Source organism: Streptomyces sp. APSN-46.1 (genome assembly GCF_022815725.1).
Classification (GTDB): Bacteria; Actinomycetota; Actinomycetes; order Streptomycetales; family Streptomycetaceae; genus Streptomyces.
The window spans coordinates 1,251,351-1,266,692 of the sequence record NZ_JALGRF010000001.1 but is presented as its reverse complement, the minus strand read 5'-3'; the positions used below and the strand labels follow the sequence as shown (position 1 = coordinate 1,266,692).

Annotated in this window: 14 protein-coding genes; 7 read left to right on the top strand and 7 right to left on the bottom strand. The window is 73.5% G+C overall.

Annotated features, from left to right (window positions below; all coding sequences use genetic code 11):
- The first annotated feature begins 14 nt into the window (after nucleotides 1-14).
- From MTF65_RS05650 to MTF65_RS05640, 3 genes are read left to right on the top strand one after another with little or no spacing between them, the layout of a single operon-like run.
- The gene (locus MTF65_RS05650) at nucleotides 15-530 is read left to right on the top strand and encodes a hypothetical protein (RefSeq protein WP_243627074.1); all 516 of its coding nucleotides are present in this window, start codon (nucleotides 15-17) and stop codon (nucleotides 528-530) included.
- 44 nt (nucleotides 531-574) lie between these two features.
- A complete protein-coding gene (lnt, locus tag MTF65_RS05645; protein ID WP_243627073.1) occupies nucleotides 575-2,293 on the top strand; it encodes an apolipoprotein N-acyltransferase in 1,719 nt (572 codons plus the stop codon).
- Nucleotides 2,294-2,303: 10 nt separating this feature from the next.
- On the top strand, nucleotides 2,304-2,789 hold the full coding sequence (locus tag MTF65_RS05640; protein WP_243627072.1) for an NUDIX domain-containing protein: 486 nt from the start codon (nucleotides 2,304-2,306) through the stop codon (nucleotides 2,787-2,789).
- Between the two features lie 39 nt (nucleotides 2,790-2,828).
- Here the strand turns inward: MTF65_RS05640 and MTF65_RS05635 are convergent, their stop codons facing one another.
- Entirely contained in the window at nucleotides 2,829-3,665 is an 837-nt protein-coding gene (locus MTF65_RS05635) for a serine protease (protein WP_243627071.1), read from the bottom strand.
- A gap of 280 nt (nucleotides 3,666-3,945) precedes the next feature.
- On the opposite strand from MTF65_RS05635, the gene MTF65_RS05630 reads away from it, so the two are divergent.
- Entirely contained in the window at nucleotides 3,946-5,235 is a 1,290-nt protein-coding gene (locus MTF65_RS05630; protein ID WP_243627070.1) for an ATP-binding protein, read from the top strand.
- An 85-nt stretch (nucleotides 5,236-5,320) separates the two neighbouring features.
- On the opposite strand, the gene MTF65_RS05625 is transcribed toward MTF65_RS05630, so the two are convergent.
- The 5 genes from MTF65_RS05625 to MTF65_RS05605 all read right to left on the bottom strand — a co-directional run bounded on the left by MTF65_RS05625 (nucleotide 5,321) and on the right by MTF65_RS05605 (nucleotide 10,639).
- On the bottom strand, nucleotides 5,321-5,953 hold the full coding sequence (locus MTF65_RS05625) for a hypothetical protein (protein WP_243627069.1): 633 nt from the start codon (nucleotides 5,951-5,953) through the stop codon (nucleotides 5,321-5,323).
- Complete coding sequence (locus MTF65_RS05620) at nucleotides 5,950-7,575, bottom strand: serine/threonine-protein kinase (protein ID WP_243627068.1); 1,626 nt, start codon at nucleotides 7,573-7,575, stop codon at nucleotides 5,950-5,952. The genes MTF65_RS05625 and MTF65_RS05620 overlap by 4 nt, the downstream gene beginning before the upstream one ends.
- Nucleotides 7,576-7,699: 124 nt before the next feature.
- Complete coding sequence (locus MTF65_RS05615; protein WP_243627067.1) at nucleotides 7,700-8,953, bottom strand: Tm-1-like ATP-binding domain-containing protein; 1,254 nt, start codon at nucleotides 8,951-8,953, stop codon at nucleotides 7,700-7,702.
- A 47-nt stretch (nucleotides 8,954-9,000) separates the two neighbouring features.
- Complete coding sequence (locus MTF65_RS05610; protein WP_243627066.1) at nucleotides 9,001-9,486, bottom strand: NUDIX domain-containing protein; 486 nt, start codon at nucleotides 9,484-9,486, stop codon at nucleotides 9,001-9,003.
- A gap of 109 nt (nucleotides 9,487-9,595) precedes the next feature.
- A complete protein-coding gene (locus MTF65_RS05605) occupies nucleotides 9,596-10,639 on the bottom strand; it encodes a cation diffusion facilitator family transporter (protein ID WP_243627065.1) in 1,044 nt (347 codons plus the stop codon).
- A 194-nt stretch (nucleotides 10,640-10,833) separates the two neighbouring features.
- Between MTF65_RS05605 and MTF65_RS05600 the strand changes: the two genes are divergently transcribed.
- Both MTF65_RS05600 and MTF65_RS05595 read left to right on the top strand, forming a co-directional pair.
- A complete protein-coding gene (locus MTF65_RS05600) occupies nucleotides 10,834-11,388 on the top strand; it encodes a hypothetical protein (RefSeq protein WP_243627064.1) in 555 nt (184 codons plus the stop codon).
- Entirely contained in the window at nucleotides 11,388-12,446 is a 1,059-nt protein-coding gene (locus MTF65_RS05595) for a serine/threonine-protein kinase (RefSeq protein ID WP_243627063.1), read from the top strand. The genes MTF65_RS05600 and MTF65_RS05595 overlap by 1 nt, the downstream gene beginning before the upstream one ends.
- A 44-nt stretch (nucleotides 12,447-12,490) precedes the next feature.
- Here MTF65_RS05595 and MTF65_RS05590 read toward each other — a convergent pair whose 3' ends face one another.
- Nucleotides 12,491-13,762 (bottom strand): streptophobe family protein, encoded by a 1,272-nt coding sequence (locus MTF65_RS05590; RefSeq protein WP_243627062.1) that lies wholly within the window; start codon nucleotides 13,760-13,762, stop codon nucleotides 12,491-12,493.
- Between the two features lie 378 nt (nucleotides 13,763-14,140).
- Here MTF65_RS05590 and MTF65_RS05585 point away from each other — a divergent pair.
- The coding region (locus MTF65_RS05585) for a DUF6777 domain-containing protein (RefSeq protein WP_243627061.1) at nucleotides 14,141-15,342 on the top strand (1,202 nt) is incomplete at its 3' end.

The following is a 15,342-nucleotide window of genomic DNA, read 5'->3' as shown; positions in this document are numbered from 1 at the left end:
GTACGCTGAGCGACATGACGGTGCACCCCCCAGGCCCGTTCTGGACGGGCCGGGCCTCCAACCGCGCGCAGTGGCTGTTCGCCGCAGCCGGTGCGGCCTGTCTGGCGCTCGGCATCGGACTGGCGGTCGACTCCTCATGGACCAACGGCATCGTCCCGCTGGTCATGTCCGTGGTGGGCTGCCTCGCGGTCGGGCTGCTCATCCTCTACGGGACCCTCGCCTTCGTCCACGTGGCCGTCACCGTCGACTCGGAGGCGCTGGTGGTGCGGTGCGGCCACATAGGACTGCCGCGTCGCACGATCCGGCTGGCCGACGTGGCCTCCGTCGAGTTCCTCCCCCAGATCACCCCCCAGCAGTGGGGCGGCTGGGGCTGCCGCTGGCGCCCCGACAAGGGCACCGCGGTCATCATCCGGCGCGGCGAGGGGCTGGAGCTGCGCCTCGGCGACGGGAAGCTGTTCACCGTGACCGTCGACGACGCCGAGAACGCGGTCCGGGTCATCCGGGCCCATTTGCGCACCCTCGCCCGCTGAGGCGTTTACCGGTCTCCGGCACCCGGGGACGTACACTCCGCCAGATGAGCAGCAGTGTCACCCGCGCGGCCGGGAACGAGCCCCCGCAGCCCTCCGCGGCGACCGAGACCGGAAGCGGAACCGGACCCGACGCCACGACAAACGTCACGACCGACGCCACGACCGAAGTCAAGGCCGCGTCCGCGTCCGCATCCGCATCCGCGTCCCCGTCCGCCCGCCCCCGCGGCGCCGCCCGGTTCGCGCGCCCCGCCCTCGCCGTCCTCGCCGGCGCGCTGCTCTACGTCAGTTTCCCGCCCCGCCCCCTGTGGTGGCTGGCCCCCTTCGCCCTGGCCCTGCTCGCCGGCTCCCTGCACGGCCGCCGCGCCCGGGCCGGCTTCGGCCTCGGTTTCCTCTTCGGCCTCGGCTACCTGCTTCCGCTGCTCGTCTGGACCAGCGAGGGCGTCGGCCCCGTCCCCTGGCTGGCCCTCGTCACCCTCGAAGCGCTCCTCATCGGCCTCACCGGCCTCGGAGTCGCCCTCCTGACCCGGCTTCCCGCCTGGCCGCTGTGGGCCGCCGCCGTCTGGACCGCGGGAGAGGCCCTGCGCGCCCGCGCCCCCTTCGGCGGCTTCTCCTGGGGCAAGCTCGCCTTCGGCCAGGCTGAGGGCATCTTCCTCCCGCTCGCCGCCCTCGGCGGCACGCCGCTGCTCTCCTTCGCCGTGGCGCTGTGCGGATTCGGGCTGTACGAGGCCCTGCGCACCGCCCGCAACCACCCCCGGCGGGCCGCCGCCGCCCTCGCCGCCCTCACCGTCGCCGCCCCGATCGGGGCGGCCCTCGCCGCCCGGCCGCTGGTCTCCGACGCCGCCGAGGACGGCACCGCCGTGGCCGCCGTCATCCAGGGCAACGTGCCGCGCGCCGGGTTCGACTTCAACGCCCAGCGCCGCGCCGTCCTCGACAACCACGCCGACCGCACCATCCAGCTGGCCGCCGACGTCAAGGCCGGCCGCGCCCCGAAGCCCGATTTCGTGGTCTGGCCGGAGAACTCCTCCGACATCGACCCCTTCACCCAGCCCGACGCCTACGCCGTCATCGACAGGGCGGTCAAGGCCATCGGCGTGCCCGTCGCGATCGGCTCCGTGCTGGCCCCGGAGACCGGCCCGCTGCGCAACACGATGATCCTCTGGGACCCGGTCAAGGGCCCGACCGACACCTACGACAAGCGCAAGATCCAGCCGTTCGGCGAGCGCATCCCGATGCGTTCCTTCGTCCGCCTCTTCAGTGCCGACGTGGACCGCGTACGGCGCGACTTCGGCCCGGGCACGGAACCCGGCGTCTTCGACATGGCGGGCAGCGGGATCGGCATGGTCACCTGCTACGAGGCCGCCTTCGACGACGCCGTCCGCTCGACCGTCCGGGCCGGCGCCCAGGTCATCGCCGTCCCCAGCAACAACGCCACCTTCGGCCGGACCCAGATGACCTACCAGCAGCTCGCCATGGACCAGATCCGCGCGGTCGAGCACAGCCGGACCGTCCTCGTCCCCGTCACCAGCGGGGTCAGTGCCGTGATCCGCCCCGACGGCACGATCGCCTCGGAGACGAAGATGTTCACCGCGGACGCGCTGGTCGCCGAGATCCCGCTGCGTTCCACCGAGACCCCGGCCACGCGCTTCGGTCCGCTGCCGGAGTACGTGCTCCTCGCGATCGCCGCCGGCGGCTTCGGCTGGGCCTTGACCCGGCGGATCGGCGCCCGCCGCCCGGGCGGCCCGCAGGCGCCCGCGGCCTCGTAGGGTCAGGGCCATGACCACACCCGAGTACATCCGCGCGATCCGGGCCACCGCCGGGCGCCAACTGCTCCTGCTGCCCGGCGTCACCGCCATCGTCTTCGACGACCGGGGCCGGGTGCTGCTCGGACGCCGCTCCGACACCGGGCAGTGGTCGGTGATCGGCGGCATCGCCGAGCCGGGGGAGCAGCCCGCCGAGACCGCGGTGCGCGAGGTGTACGAGGAGACGGCGGTGCGCTGCGTCCCCGAGCGGGTGGTCCTCGTACAGATGCTGGCGCCGATCACCTACCCCAACGGCGACGTCTGCCAGTTCCAGGACATCACCTTCCGCTGCCGGGCCACGGGCGGCGAGGCGCGGGTCAACGACCACGAGTCGCTGGAGGTGGCCTGGTTCGCGGTGGACGGGCTGCCGCCGCTGGAGCCGTTCGCCCTGGACCGCATCCACCAGGCCCTGAAGGACGAGCCGACCTGGTTCGAGGCCCCGGCGGAGAGCGCGCGGTAGCGCCTCGGCGGCCCGGTGTCCGAGGGTCCGAGTGTCCCGTCAGCTCTCCGACACGGCTGCCTCGCGGTAGAGCTCCAGGGCCTGGTCACCGAGGACCGCGCTGTACGAGACGTCCGGGTCCGTACCGCCGTCCTCGTGGCCGCCGAGCACCCCGGCCAGTGCCCCGTCCACCAGCCAGGGGCTGCCGCTGGTGCCGCCGCTGAGCGCGGGGCAGTCGATACGGCGCTGGGTGTCGGACAGCAGACGGGTCGTGTTGACGCAGCGCAGCGGGACGTTCCGGCTGCTCGGGTAGCCGAGGACCGTGACGGTGGCGTGGGCCGGCTGCCGGACGGCGACGCGGAAGCCGCCCACCACGTCCTCGACGTTCTGGCCCTCCGCGCCGCCCAGCGGCGCGACCGTGGCGAACGCGATGTCGGCGTCCGGATCCTTGCCCTCCGCACCCTCCGCGCCGTTTCCGTCCTCGTCCTCGTCCTCGCCCTCGTCCCAGCCCGGGGGGAGGTAGCGGCCGGTGAGTCTCCAGAGCCCGAACGGGGCCACGCCGTTCCGATAGCCCGGGGCGAAGAGGGCGCCCTCCAGGCTGTCGAGGCCGTCCAGGCAGTGCGCGGCGGTGGCGATCACATCACCGTAGTCGCTGTGCACCACCGAGGCGGTGCAGAAGTGGCCGTCGTCGAGGCCGCCCTCGAACAGCGGCCCCACCCGGTGCGCGGCCGCGCCGGGTACGGCCGGCGCGGTGACACCGAGCGCCGGCGCGGCGGCCGCGTCGGGTACGCCGAGCAGCGCCGCCAGTGCGGCCAGCGCGGGCAGGATCCGGGACGCCCGCCGGGTACGGGAGCGGGCGACGCAGTCACAGGCACGGGGGAGCAGGTGCTGGATCATGCGTCGAGCCTCCCCGGCGAAGCTATGTCCGGAGCCCGAGATTCCATATGAATCCCCTGTGAATCATGAATCCCCTGTGAATCCGCGGCGCGGCGGGCGGCGGACTTGTCGGAAGCCATGAAAGGGAGCGGGTCCCAGGTGGGCCTGCCCGGGCGGAAAGCACAGGTCTATGGACGACACGGACGGTTTCCGGACCGGCTGTTGTGCACGGCGGAGCGTGATCGCCGGGCCCGCCCGCCCCTAGCCTCGCCGCAGGAGCACGAACGAGGGGCGGTACCCGGTGAACTGGCTCATCCACGACTACCGCGAGAGCGATCTCGCGGCGGTGGTCCATCTGATCGACACCACGGCCGAACTCGGCCAGGAATCCGTCTTCTCGCTGGCCGAGTGCATCAGCGCCCTGACCGGCCGGCAGCCCTGTGTGGTCGCCGTCCACCAGGGCGTCCCGATCGGCGCCGCGCTCGCCTGCGTCACCGGCGAGCGGGCCTGGGTGATGCGCATCGCGATCGCCGCCGGCTGGCGGGGCCGCGGCCTGGCCAGCGCCCTGCTCGTCGAGCTGGAGCGACGGCTGATCGCCGCCCGCGTCGGCCGGATCGCGTACGTCCTGCCCGAGGAGGACCTGCTCGGCGAGGGCCTGCTCAACGCCGGCTACACACGTCAGCCCGCCGTCGCCTACTTCGAGAAGACCGAGCCGCTGCACGGGCCGGCCGCCGGTCTCCTGGACGACCTCGGCGGACGCTTCCTCGCGAACGACCTCTGGGCCAAGGTCGCCGGCATGGAGACGGAGAAGGACCTCATCGAGCGCCGCGTGGTGCTGCCGCTCGCGGAGCCCGAGCGGGCCGCCGCGCACGGTGTGCAGCCGCCCCGCGCGATCACCCTGTTCGGCCCGCCCGGCACCGGCAAGACCACCTTCGCCCGCGCCATCGCCTCCCGTCTCGGCTGGCCCTTCGTGGAACTGCTGCCGTCCCGGCTCGCCGACGAGGGCAATCTGGCCGCCGCGCTGCGCTCCGCGTTCGCCCGGATCGCCGAGCTGGAGCGGGTGCTCGTCTTCATCGACGAGGTCGAGGAGATCGCGCCCGTGCGCACCGAGCCCGCGCAGCCCGGCGGGATCCACGGCGTCACGAACGAGCTGCTCAAGCTGATACCCGGCTTCCGGGAGGGCGGCGAGCGGCTGCTGGTGTGCGCCACCAACTCCATCCGCTCACTCGATCCCGCCTTCCTGCGGCCCGGGCGGTTCGACTACCTGATCCCGATCGGCACGCCGGACGCCGGGGCCCGCGCCGCGATCTGGTCCCGCTACACGGCGGGGCGCACGGATGTGGACGTGGCGGCCCTGGTGGAGGCGAGCGAGCTGTTCACCCCGGCCGACATCGAGCACGCGGCGCGGATCGCCGCGCAGGTGTCCTTCGAGCGGGACCTGGAGGCGGTGGGCGCGCGGGGCCCGGCGGTGACTCAGCTGGGCGCGAGCACGCGGGACTACCTGGCGGCGGTCGCCCAGTGCCGGCCGACCGTGACCCCGGCGATGACCGGGGAGTTCGCGGCGGACATCACGGCGCACGCCCGCTTCTGAGTTCCGTCCTCCGGTTGCGGCGGAGGACGGTGCGCGGTGGCCCGCAGCCGCTCCCCGAAGCGGCTGCGGGCCTCCCGCGCGGAGGCTACGGGCGGCAGCTGTACGTGAACTCCACCGCCGCCGTGTGCCGCGCGGGCGAGATCAGCTCGAACTGCGCCTCGGCGGGGTAGGAGCCCTTGCCCTGGAAGGTCCACAGCAGGTGCATCGTGGCCTCCTTCCGCCCGCTCGGCACCCGCTCCGTGAGCTCCTCCGAGCGCGTGCCGTCGCTGCGCACCCACCGGTAGGTGAGGGACCCCGGGCGCCCGTTGGTCCGTACGAGGGCCACCACGTCGGCGGCCGAATCGCAGGCGGGCCCCTTCGGGTCGGTGCTCACCGACACCTCCCGGACCTCCAGGCCCGGACCGAAGCGCTGCCAGCCCAGGTACGCGAGGACCGCGGCCAGCACCACCGCGGCGAGGGCGTACCGCCGCGGGGCCGCGGCCCGCCGCCCGCGTGGGGCCGGGGCGGCGGTCACGGGGAACGGCGCCGGCATCGCCGCCGTCACCCCGGGCCCGAACCGCAGCAGCGACCCCTCGACCCGGTCGGGAACGGCCTCGGGCACGTCGAACCGCATCGTCTCCCCGGGCTGGCCCGGTTGCCCGGGCGGGCCGCTGATCCAGTGGCTGCCGAGAACGGTGGCGCTGTAGTCGTCGTCCTCGGGGACGCGGGAATCGTTCATCGTACGGGCTCCTGGCAACGCAAGAGGTACTGCGAGTCGGACGCCGACTTGTTCCCGGCGGCGGGCTTGGTGGTGACCCGCACCCCGCCGTAACAGCCGCGCCCTCGGCTGAAGGTGTGGGGCTGGACCAGGGAGGCCGGTGCCCCGGACTGGACCACGACGGTGTCGGTGCCGTCGGGCACGGAGTAGACGCCCTGCTCGCTGCCGAGGAACCACTGGAGCACGACGGTGATCGGCCCGGTGCCCTCGGCGGCGACCGAGACGGTCGCCTCGCCCCGGTAGACCCCCGGCCGCAGGGAGACATCCACCTTCGTGACCTTCAGCGTCGGCGACGGTGTCGGCGTGGGTGTGGGGGTCGGTTTGGGCGTGGGAGTCGGTGTCCAACTGACCGTGGGCTTCGGGGTCGGCGTGGGCGTCGGGGTCGGCGACGCGGAAGACGACGGTGTGGCGCTCGGCGACACCGACGCGGACGGGGACGTGGACGGCGAGGCCGACGGGCTCACGCTCGCGGTCGGGCCCGGCCCCGGGGAGGCGTCGCCCGAGGTCGGGGTCGTCGTCGCGAACGCGCTCAGCGCCGAGAGGCCGCCGGGCTCCCCGCCGGACGCGTCGTACGTGAGCACCAGCACTGTCCCCACGACCAGCGCCACCCCGGCCGCGGCCAGGCCGCGCCGCCCCGGGGCCCAGCTCGCCGGCGCCGGCGGCGGCTTCAGCACGGTCGTCGCCACCGCCGTCGTACCCGAGGCCGACGCGCCCGCCGAGGGGAACAGCAGCGGCAGCAGCGCCGCCAGCGCGGCCAGCTTGCGCTGCCCGCGCTCCTCCCAGTCCGGCCCGTACGCGGCCAGCGCCACGCCCTCCAGCTCGGCCACGAACTCCTCGGCGCTCGAAGGCCGCTGCTCCGGCCGCTTGGCCAGACCGCGCCGGATCAGCGGGCGCACCGGCTCCGGGGCCTCCGTCTCCGGCACCGGAGCCTCTATGTGCTGGACGGCGAGCTCCGCGAAGTTCTCCCCGTCGAAGGGCTTGCGCCCCGTCAGGCACTCGAAGAACGTGGCCGTCGCCGCGTACACGTCCGCCGCGGGCGAGGCGGGCTGCCCCTGCCACTGCTCGGGGGCCATGTACGCGGGCGTACCCGCGACCCCGGGGGTGGTCCCCTGCCCCGCCGCGATCCCGAAGTCCACCAGCTTCGACGAACCGTCCGGCGAGACCAGCACGTTCTCCGGCTTGTAGTCGCGGTGCACCACCCCCGCCCGGTGCGCGGCGGCCAGCCCGAGCAGAGAGCCCTTGAGCACCACCAGCGCGGCCTCGGCGTCGGCCCGCCCGGACTGCTTCAGCAGCGCGCGCAGCGAGACGCCGTCCACCAGTTCCATCACGATGGCGGCGCCGCCCGGCGCCTCCACGTATTCGTAGAGCCCCACCACGTACGGCGACCGCAGCCCGCCGAGGAGCCGTGCCTCCGCCCGGAACTGCCCGACGAACGCCGGGTCCTGGCGGAGCCGGTCGCTGAGGTACTTGACCGCGACCGCCGTGCCCGTACCGTCGTGGACGGCGAGCACGACGCGGCCGCTGCCGCCCGAACCGAGGTCCCGGACCTCCGTATAGCCGGGCACCGTCCACGTGCTGCTCATCGCTGCGCCCCCTGCCGTGGCGTCGCCGCGCCCAAGGAACCGGTCACGAGCTGACCGGCCACCCCCTGGGACACGGTTTCCGCCACGGCCGGTTCCCAACCCCGCCGCGCGTCTCGGAGTGCGGTCAGGCCGCGGCGCTCAGCGCCCCGATCATGGCGTGCAGCCGGTCGGCCGCCGCCCGCCCGAAGGCCGGGTCGTTGATGTGGGTGTCGTAGTCGTAGAGCCGGGCGGCGCTGCCCCGCAGCCCCTCGCGCAGTGCCGAGAACAGGGCCCGGTCCGCGCCCGGGTCGTGGTACGGGCCGCCCGGCGCGCCGAGCGTGGACAGCCCGCGCAGCGGGAGGCAGACGGCCGTGGGCCCGGTCGCCACGCGGAGTTTGGCCGCGACCCGGCGGCCGAGTTCCGCGCATTCGGACTCGGTCGTACGGATGACCGTGACCGAGGGGTTGTGGACGTGGACCCGCCGGTGGCGGGGCATTTCGGGCAGCGTGTCCAGGGGGCCGAACTTCACCATGTCCAGCGCCCCCAGGCTCACCACCTGCGGAATCCCGGCCCGTCCGGCCGCCCTGAGCCGGTCGGGGCCGGCGCTGAGGACGCCCCCGCACAGGTCGTCGGCGATTTCGCTGAGGGTGAGGTCCAGCACCCCCGCGAAGACCCCCTGACCGGCCAGGGTCTCCAGGGTGCGGCCTCCGGTGCCGCTGACGTGGAAGACCAGCACCTCGTAGCCGAGTTCGGTCAGTCGCTCCCGGGCGGCGTCCACGCCGATCGTGGTCACCCCCGCCATGCTCGCCGCGATCAGCGGGCGGCCGCCCGAGCCCAGGGGGACCGGCCGGCGCTCCAGGGACGAGCGGGCGAAGGCCTTCGCCATTCCGGCGATCGCCTCCACCGCGTTCGCGAGGATCGGCGCCGAGACGCTGTTGATGCCCGCGATGTCCACGACGCTGTACATCATCGTGATGTCCGAGGATCCGACGTACGGGGCCACGTTCCCGGACGCCATGGACGAGACCATCAGCTTCGGCACGCCCAGCGGCAGCGCGCGCATCGCCCGGCTGGCGATGGAGGTGCCGCCGCTGCCGCCGATCGCGAGCACCCCGTGCAGCCGGCCCTCGGCGTGCAGCCGTAACAGGGTGGCCTCGGCTCCCTGGGCCATCGTGGTGACGGCCGCGCCCCGGTCGGCGGCCGCCCGTAGTTCCGACAGTTCCGTCCCCGCCGCCCGGGCCACCGCTTCGCGCGGCACCTCCGCGGGCACCCGGGGCTCGCCCATGATTCCTGTGTCGACCAGTACCACCTCGACGCCGGCACGCAGCAGCCGCTCGCGCAACCAGCCGTACTCCACACCCTTGGTGTCCAGGGTTCCCACCAGCACGACGTTCGTCATATGTGTAATGTCAACGCGGATGGGGCCTGCTGGCAAGTCGCGGCGCGTCAACCGGCCAGCAGATCCAACAGGCGTTCCAGAAAATGGATTTGACTGGCCACCAGCTTGGTTCTGGCCACCGGTGGAGTGAACCAGGCCACCCGGTCCAATTCGGGGAACTCCTCTTCCCGCCCCGAACGCGGCGGCCACTCCATGGTGAAGGTCCCGGGCACCATGAGCGCCGGATCCAGGTCCGCCCGTACGGCCCAGATCGTCACCAGCTTCCCGCTGGAGAGCCGTACCTCGCCCAGTGGGAGGTACGGGCCTTCCGGCGGAGGCAGCCCGATCTCCTCGGTGAACTCCCGGCGGGCCGCGTCGCGCGGGGACTCCTCCGGCTCGTACTCGCCCTTGGGGATCGCCCACGCGCCCTCGTCGCGCCGCTCCCAGAGCGGGCCGCCCATGTGGCCGAGCAGCACCTCCACGCCGTCGTCGGCGGCGTTCTCGTCGCCGGACTGGCGGAACAGGAGCAGCCCGGCACTCCGCTTCGTCGTCATGGTCCATCCATGCCCGCGCGAGCGCCCCGACGCACCCCGGCGTCCGGCACGGCCCCGAAGGCGGAGAAGTGACCCGCGCCCCTGTTCCTGGAGGCCGCTCAGAGGCCGCTTAGTGGTCGTGCGGGCCGTCGCGGTGCACCGGGCCGTGGGCGTCCGCGCAGTGCGGGTCCGCCGGGTGCCCGCCCGCCGGGCCCACCGAGAGCAGGGCCTCTTGGAGGTGGTCCACCTGGAGGGTGGTGTGGGTGATCCCGTACTCCTTGGCGAGCATCCGCTCCAGGTCGCGCCGGACGGCGTGGCAGTCGCCGGCCGGTTCCACCAGCACGTGCGCCGACAGGGCCGCCTGGCCCGAGGTGATGGTCCAGATGTGCAGGTCGTGCACCTCGGTGACCGGCGGATGCCCGACCAGCCGGTCGCCGACCGTGTCCGGGTCCAGATGGGCGGGAGCCGCCTCCAGCAGGATCCGGCCGGACTCGCGGACCAGACCGTAGCCCGCCTTGACCATCAGCACCACGACCACGAGCGTGGCGATCGCGTCGGCCTGGACGAATCCGGTGGTGAGCACGATCAGACCGGCCACCGCCGTCCCGATGAAGGCGAACAGGTCGTTCAGGATGTGCTGGTACGCGCCCTCGACGGCCAGCGAGGAGCGGTTCGCCCGCGAGATGCACCAGGCCGTGGCCACGTTGACGACGATGCCCGCGAGCGCCGTCACCAGCACCAGCCCGCCCGCCACCGGCGGCGGGTCGAGCAGCCGGCGCACCGCCTCGTAGGCCAGCCAGAGCGCGAGCAGCAACAGGGTCAAGCCGTTGGCCTGGGCGGAGAGTATCTCCGCCCGCTTGAGGCCGTACGTGTATCCGCCGCGCGCCGGGCGGGCCGCGAGCCGCATCGCTATCAGCGCGAGGACGATGGAGACGGCGTCGGTCAGCATGTGCGCCGCGTCGGAGATCAGGGCCAGGGAATGGGCCACGACGCCGATGGCCACCTCGACGGCCATGAACGCGCTGATCAGGCCGAGCGCGATCGCCAGCCAGCGGCGGTCGGCGTCCGGATCGACGCCGTGGCTGTGCCCGCCGTGCCCCTCGTGGCCGTGGCCGGGGCCGTGGCCGTGCGCGTGGGTGCGGCTGTCGTCGTGATTGTGGTCGTGCCCGGTCATGGCATCCCCCGTTGATTCGGATTCGGTTCCGACGCGTGAAGTGAAGCGCACCCGGCCGAGATGGGCAAAGGCTGCAACGGGGACCGTTGTCATTACGCATAAGGGGCCTCTGACCTGCGGTTATGCTGGGCCGGTCGGATCGTGGGAAAATCTGATCACGAACCCCAGGTCATGCGGAAGCGGAAGCAGGCCCCATGACGAACCCCGACGAGCCGGCGGACTTCCGGCCCACGCACGTCGTCCCCCAGGAGGGGCTGCACGCGTGGGAGGCGCCCGACACCTCCCGACCGACCACGCCCCTCGACGCCTTCCTGCCCGTGCAACTGCTGTCCCGGCGCGGGGAGTGGGCGGAGATCCTGTGCGCCAACGGCTGGTCCGCCTGGGTGGACGGGCGCCTGCTGGTCCCCGTACCGCAGCCGCCGCCGACGGGCGGGCGGCCGCTCACCCGCGCCGAGGATCCGCGACCGCTGCTCTCCCGGACCGCCGAAGCCCTGGACCGCTACCGGCGCGCCTCCGACGAATTCGGTTCCGGGCGGCTGGACGCGGAGGGCTTCCGGCGCGGGACGAGGGGGCTGAAGGCCGGGATGGTGCTCGACGGGGAGGCGGTCTGGCTGTACGACGACGCCTCCGGGCGCTGGATGTACGGCGAAGGGACCCGCCTGACGACCTACGCGGTCGCGGCGGGACCGGGCGCCTCCGCCCCGTCGGCGGCGCCGGCCGGGCCCTCGGACGAGGGCGGGGATCGCTGATGTCCTCCGAATCCTCCGAGTCCGAGTCCGAGTCCCCGATCGAGCGGGCCGGGCCCGACGAGGTCACCGAGCCGTCCCGGACCAACGCGTCGCTGGTCGGGCGCCCCTCCGAACTGCGGGGGAGACGGATCGCCGGGTACGAGGTGGAGAGCGAGATCGGGCGCGGCGGGATGGCCGTCGTCTACCAGGCGCGGGATCTGCGGCTGGACCGGGTGGTGGCGCTGAAACTGCTGGCCCCGGAGCTGGCCCGGAACGACACCTTCAGGCAGCGGTTCGTGTTCGAGTCGAAGGCGGCGGCGGCCATCGAACACCCGCACATCGTCCCGGTGTTCGAGGCGGGCGAGGCGGAGGGCCTGCTCTACATCGCGATGCGGTACGTGGCGGGGCAGGACCTGCGGGCGCTGCTGGACCGGACCGGTCCGCTGCCGGTGGAGACGGTGGCGCGGATCGCCGCGCAGGTGGCTTCGGCGCTGGACGCGGCGCACGACCACAACCTCGTGCACCGGGATGTGAAGCCGGGGAACATCCTGGTCGCGGAGGGGACGGACAGAGAGCACCCCGAGCACGTGTACCTGACGGACTTCGGGCTGACGAAGAAGTCCCAGTCGCTGACGGGGTTCACGAGCGTCGGACAGTTCGTCGGGACGCTGGACTACGTCGCGCCGGAGCAGATCGCCGGGAAGCCGGTGGACGGGCGGTGTGACGTCTACAGCCTGGGGTGCGTCGTCTACGAGATGCTGACCGGCGGGCCGCCCTTCCAGCGCGACGACGACATGGCCCTGCTCTGGGCGCACCAGTACGATCCGCCGCCCCCGCTGAGCTCGCGGCGGCCGGAGGTGCCGGCGGCGCTGGACGAGGTACTGGCGAAGTCGCTGGCCAAGTCGCCGGAGGACCGGTGGGGCAGCTGCCTTGAGTTCACCGGGGCGCTGCGGCAGGCAGGGGCGGAGGAGGTGACGGCCATCGCGCCGGCGGAAGCCGGCCCCGCGCCGGCTCCGGGGCCGCCACCTCCGCCACCACCGTGGGCGGCGGCGGTGTTCCGCGCCCGACGGCGGCCGTAGTCGTAGTCGTAGTCGTAGTCGTAGGAGATGCTGTCGGACACCCCCTAGCCCACGCGGCCCCGGCGGTGGACGGGGCGGGCCAGGAAGGTGCCGAGGAAGCCCGCGAGCGCGCCCCAGAGCAGGGCCAGGCCCACCGTCCGCCAGATCACCGGGTTCAGCCGCACCTCGCCGCCCAGGGCGTCCACCTCGCCGATGCCCAGCAGCGTCAGCCCGAACTGGGCCTGGACCCGGCACAGCAGGCATACCGTCAGGGTAGCGGCGGCCAGGGCCACTCCCATGTGGACGGCGTGCTGCCACGGGCGCACGTCGGCCGGGGACCGTACGGCCGCCCCGAACCCCGTGGCCAGCAGCAGGACGGCCGCGACCACCACCAGCCACCACGCCCGGGCGTCCCGCTCCGCGAGGGAGGCCACATCGACCGTGGACACCTCGGGGCGGCGCAGCACCTCGTCCAGCAACTGCGGCATCGGCAGCCCGAACGGCCCCTCGACCCTGCCCTCCCACGCCCCGCCGAAGCCCAGCGTGAGCGCGATCCACGCCAGATTCGGCAGGCCCAGCAGCACCACCGCCAGGGTCCGCGCCGTGTGGCCCTGGGTGGCGGCCACCCCCAGACCGACCGCGGCGCCGACGGCCACGTACGCCAGCAGCAGTACGAGAGTGGCGTGGGCGGCCGGGCGCACCGCCGCGTGGAAGCGGACCAGCCTCGCGGGCAGCGGCGCGCGGCGGGAGACCAGCAGGGAGACCGCCAACAGGCCCAGGATCCACAGCAGTCCGAAGAGCAGCGTGGCGGGCAGGGCGGCCTCGAAGCCCACCGTCGGGGCGGAGTCCAGGATTTCGCCGATCGTTCCGAGGGGGGAGTCGCCGGTGTCGACCCCGAACGTCTGGCGGGCGAGGAGCGCGGCGCCGGTGAGCGCGAGCAGCCACAGCAGGACCAACGGTCCGGCGCGGGCCAGCAGTTCGCGCGGTCGGGCCACCGCCCGATGGTGCAACGGCCGAAGGAAGCCGCAACCGGCCGTGAGCGCGCCGCCCAGACTCACCGAGAGCGGGAGTACGGACAGGCTCGCGTCGGCCCCGGCCCGGAAGCCGGCCTCGCCGGACACCTCCATCGAGCCGCCCGCCGCCATCACCACGACGGCCGCCACCACCCGGGGGAACGCGCCGCCCGGGAGATCGGCGGCGCCCGCGTACGCGAGTCCCGCCGCTGCGAGCACGGCCATCGCCGCGAAAGCCGCGACGACCGTGACGAGGGCGTCCCGCCAGGCCTTCGCGGAGCCAGCGGGTATGTCCGGGCGGCTCCCGGACCGTGCCGTGCTCACCCCGCCACCGTAGGCACCCTCCGCTTGCGGGCACCACCTGAACGGCGCACACAATGGTCCGTAGGAGTGCAACGAATCCGGAGATTTCCGGCCACGGGGCGTGCGGCGGAACGTCCACATGGGGACCGGAACTCCTCCGCCTGGGAAGAAGAGCCCGTGACCATGCAACCCTCCGGCCAAGAACCGCCCCGGCAGCCGTCGGACTCGTCTCAGCCTCGGTCCGAGCGCCCCACCGGTCCTCCCTCCGGCCCGCTCTCCGGCGGGCGGGGAGCGCCACCGCCGACGCCACCACCGCCTCCCGGAGGCCCTTCAGGCCCTTCGGGGCCGTCCGCGTCCGGGCCGCCGGAGGAGCCGGCCAAGGGCCCCTGGTGGCGGTCCGTGCCGAAACTCGCCACCGGGCTCGTCGCGCTGGTCGCCGCCGTGGCTCTCGCCCTGGTCCTCACCCGGCCGAGCGGCACCGACGACGCCGGGAGCGGCGAGGTGTTCCTGGAGCCCGTCAACGCGGTCGGCCCGGCCCCATTCACCGATTCCACGGCGGTGGGGGCGGAGGTTCCCCCGCCGGAGGGCACGCCACCGCCCCAGCCGCCACCGTCACCGCCGCAGGCGAAGACGACCCCTGGTTCGCGCACGCCGGAAACCCCGTACGAGACCGGGCGCGGCACCGATCAGCCCCCGACCGGGACGACGACGGTCGCCCGGAGCATCAGCGGTGCGGCGCCGGGCGTGTACGGGGGCACCAAGAACGCGCCCAGCTGCGACGTGGAGAAGCAGATCAAGGGACTGACCGCCGTGCCCTCGAAGAACAGCGCCTTCGCGGCGTCCGTCGGCGTCGCCCCTTCGGCTGTACCGGGATACCTCCGCTCGCTCACCCCGGTCCAGGTGAGGCTGGACACCCGGGTGACGAACCACGGATACCGCGAGGGCAAGAGCGACGCCTACCAGGCCGTACTCCAGACGGGGACGTCCGTCATGGTCGACGACCGCGGCGTACCGCGCGTGCGCTGCGCGTGCGGGAACCCGCTCGGAGGGCCGGTGGCGCTGAAGGCGAACCCCAAGCGGCACGGCCAGCCTTGGAAGAGCTACCAGCCGGCGAAGGTAGTCGTCATCGCGCCGTCGGTGAAGGTCGTGAAGAAGTTCGTCATCTACGACCACCACGAGAAGCACTGGTACGAGCGCGAGCACGGCCACCACGACAAGGGCAGGTACGACAAGCCGGTGCCGCCGCCCCCGCCGCCGTGGACTCCCGGTGAGCCGCCCCGGACATGGAACCCGGCGGACCCGCCGGTCGAGAAGCAGCCGCGTGATGTCCCGAAGGAGGACCTGCCGAAGGAGGACGTCCCGAAGGAGGACCTGCCGAAGGAGGACGTCCCGAAGGAGGACCTGCCGAAGGAGGACGTCCCGAAGGAGGACGTCCCGAAGGAGGACCTGCCGAAGGAGGACGTCCCGAAGGAGGACGTCCCGAAGGAGGACGTCCCGAAGGAGGACCTGCCGAAGGAGGACGTCCCGAAGGAGGACCTGCCGAAGGAGGACCTGCCGAAGGAGGACGTCCCGAAGGAGGACCTGCCGAAGGAGGACCTGCC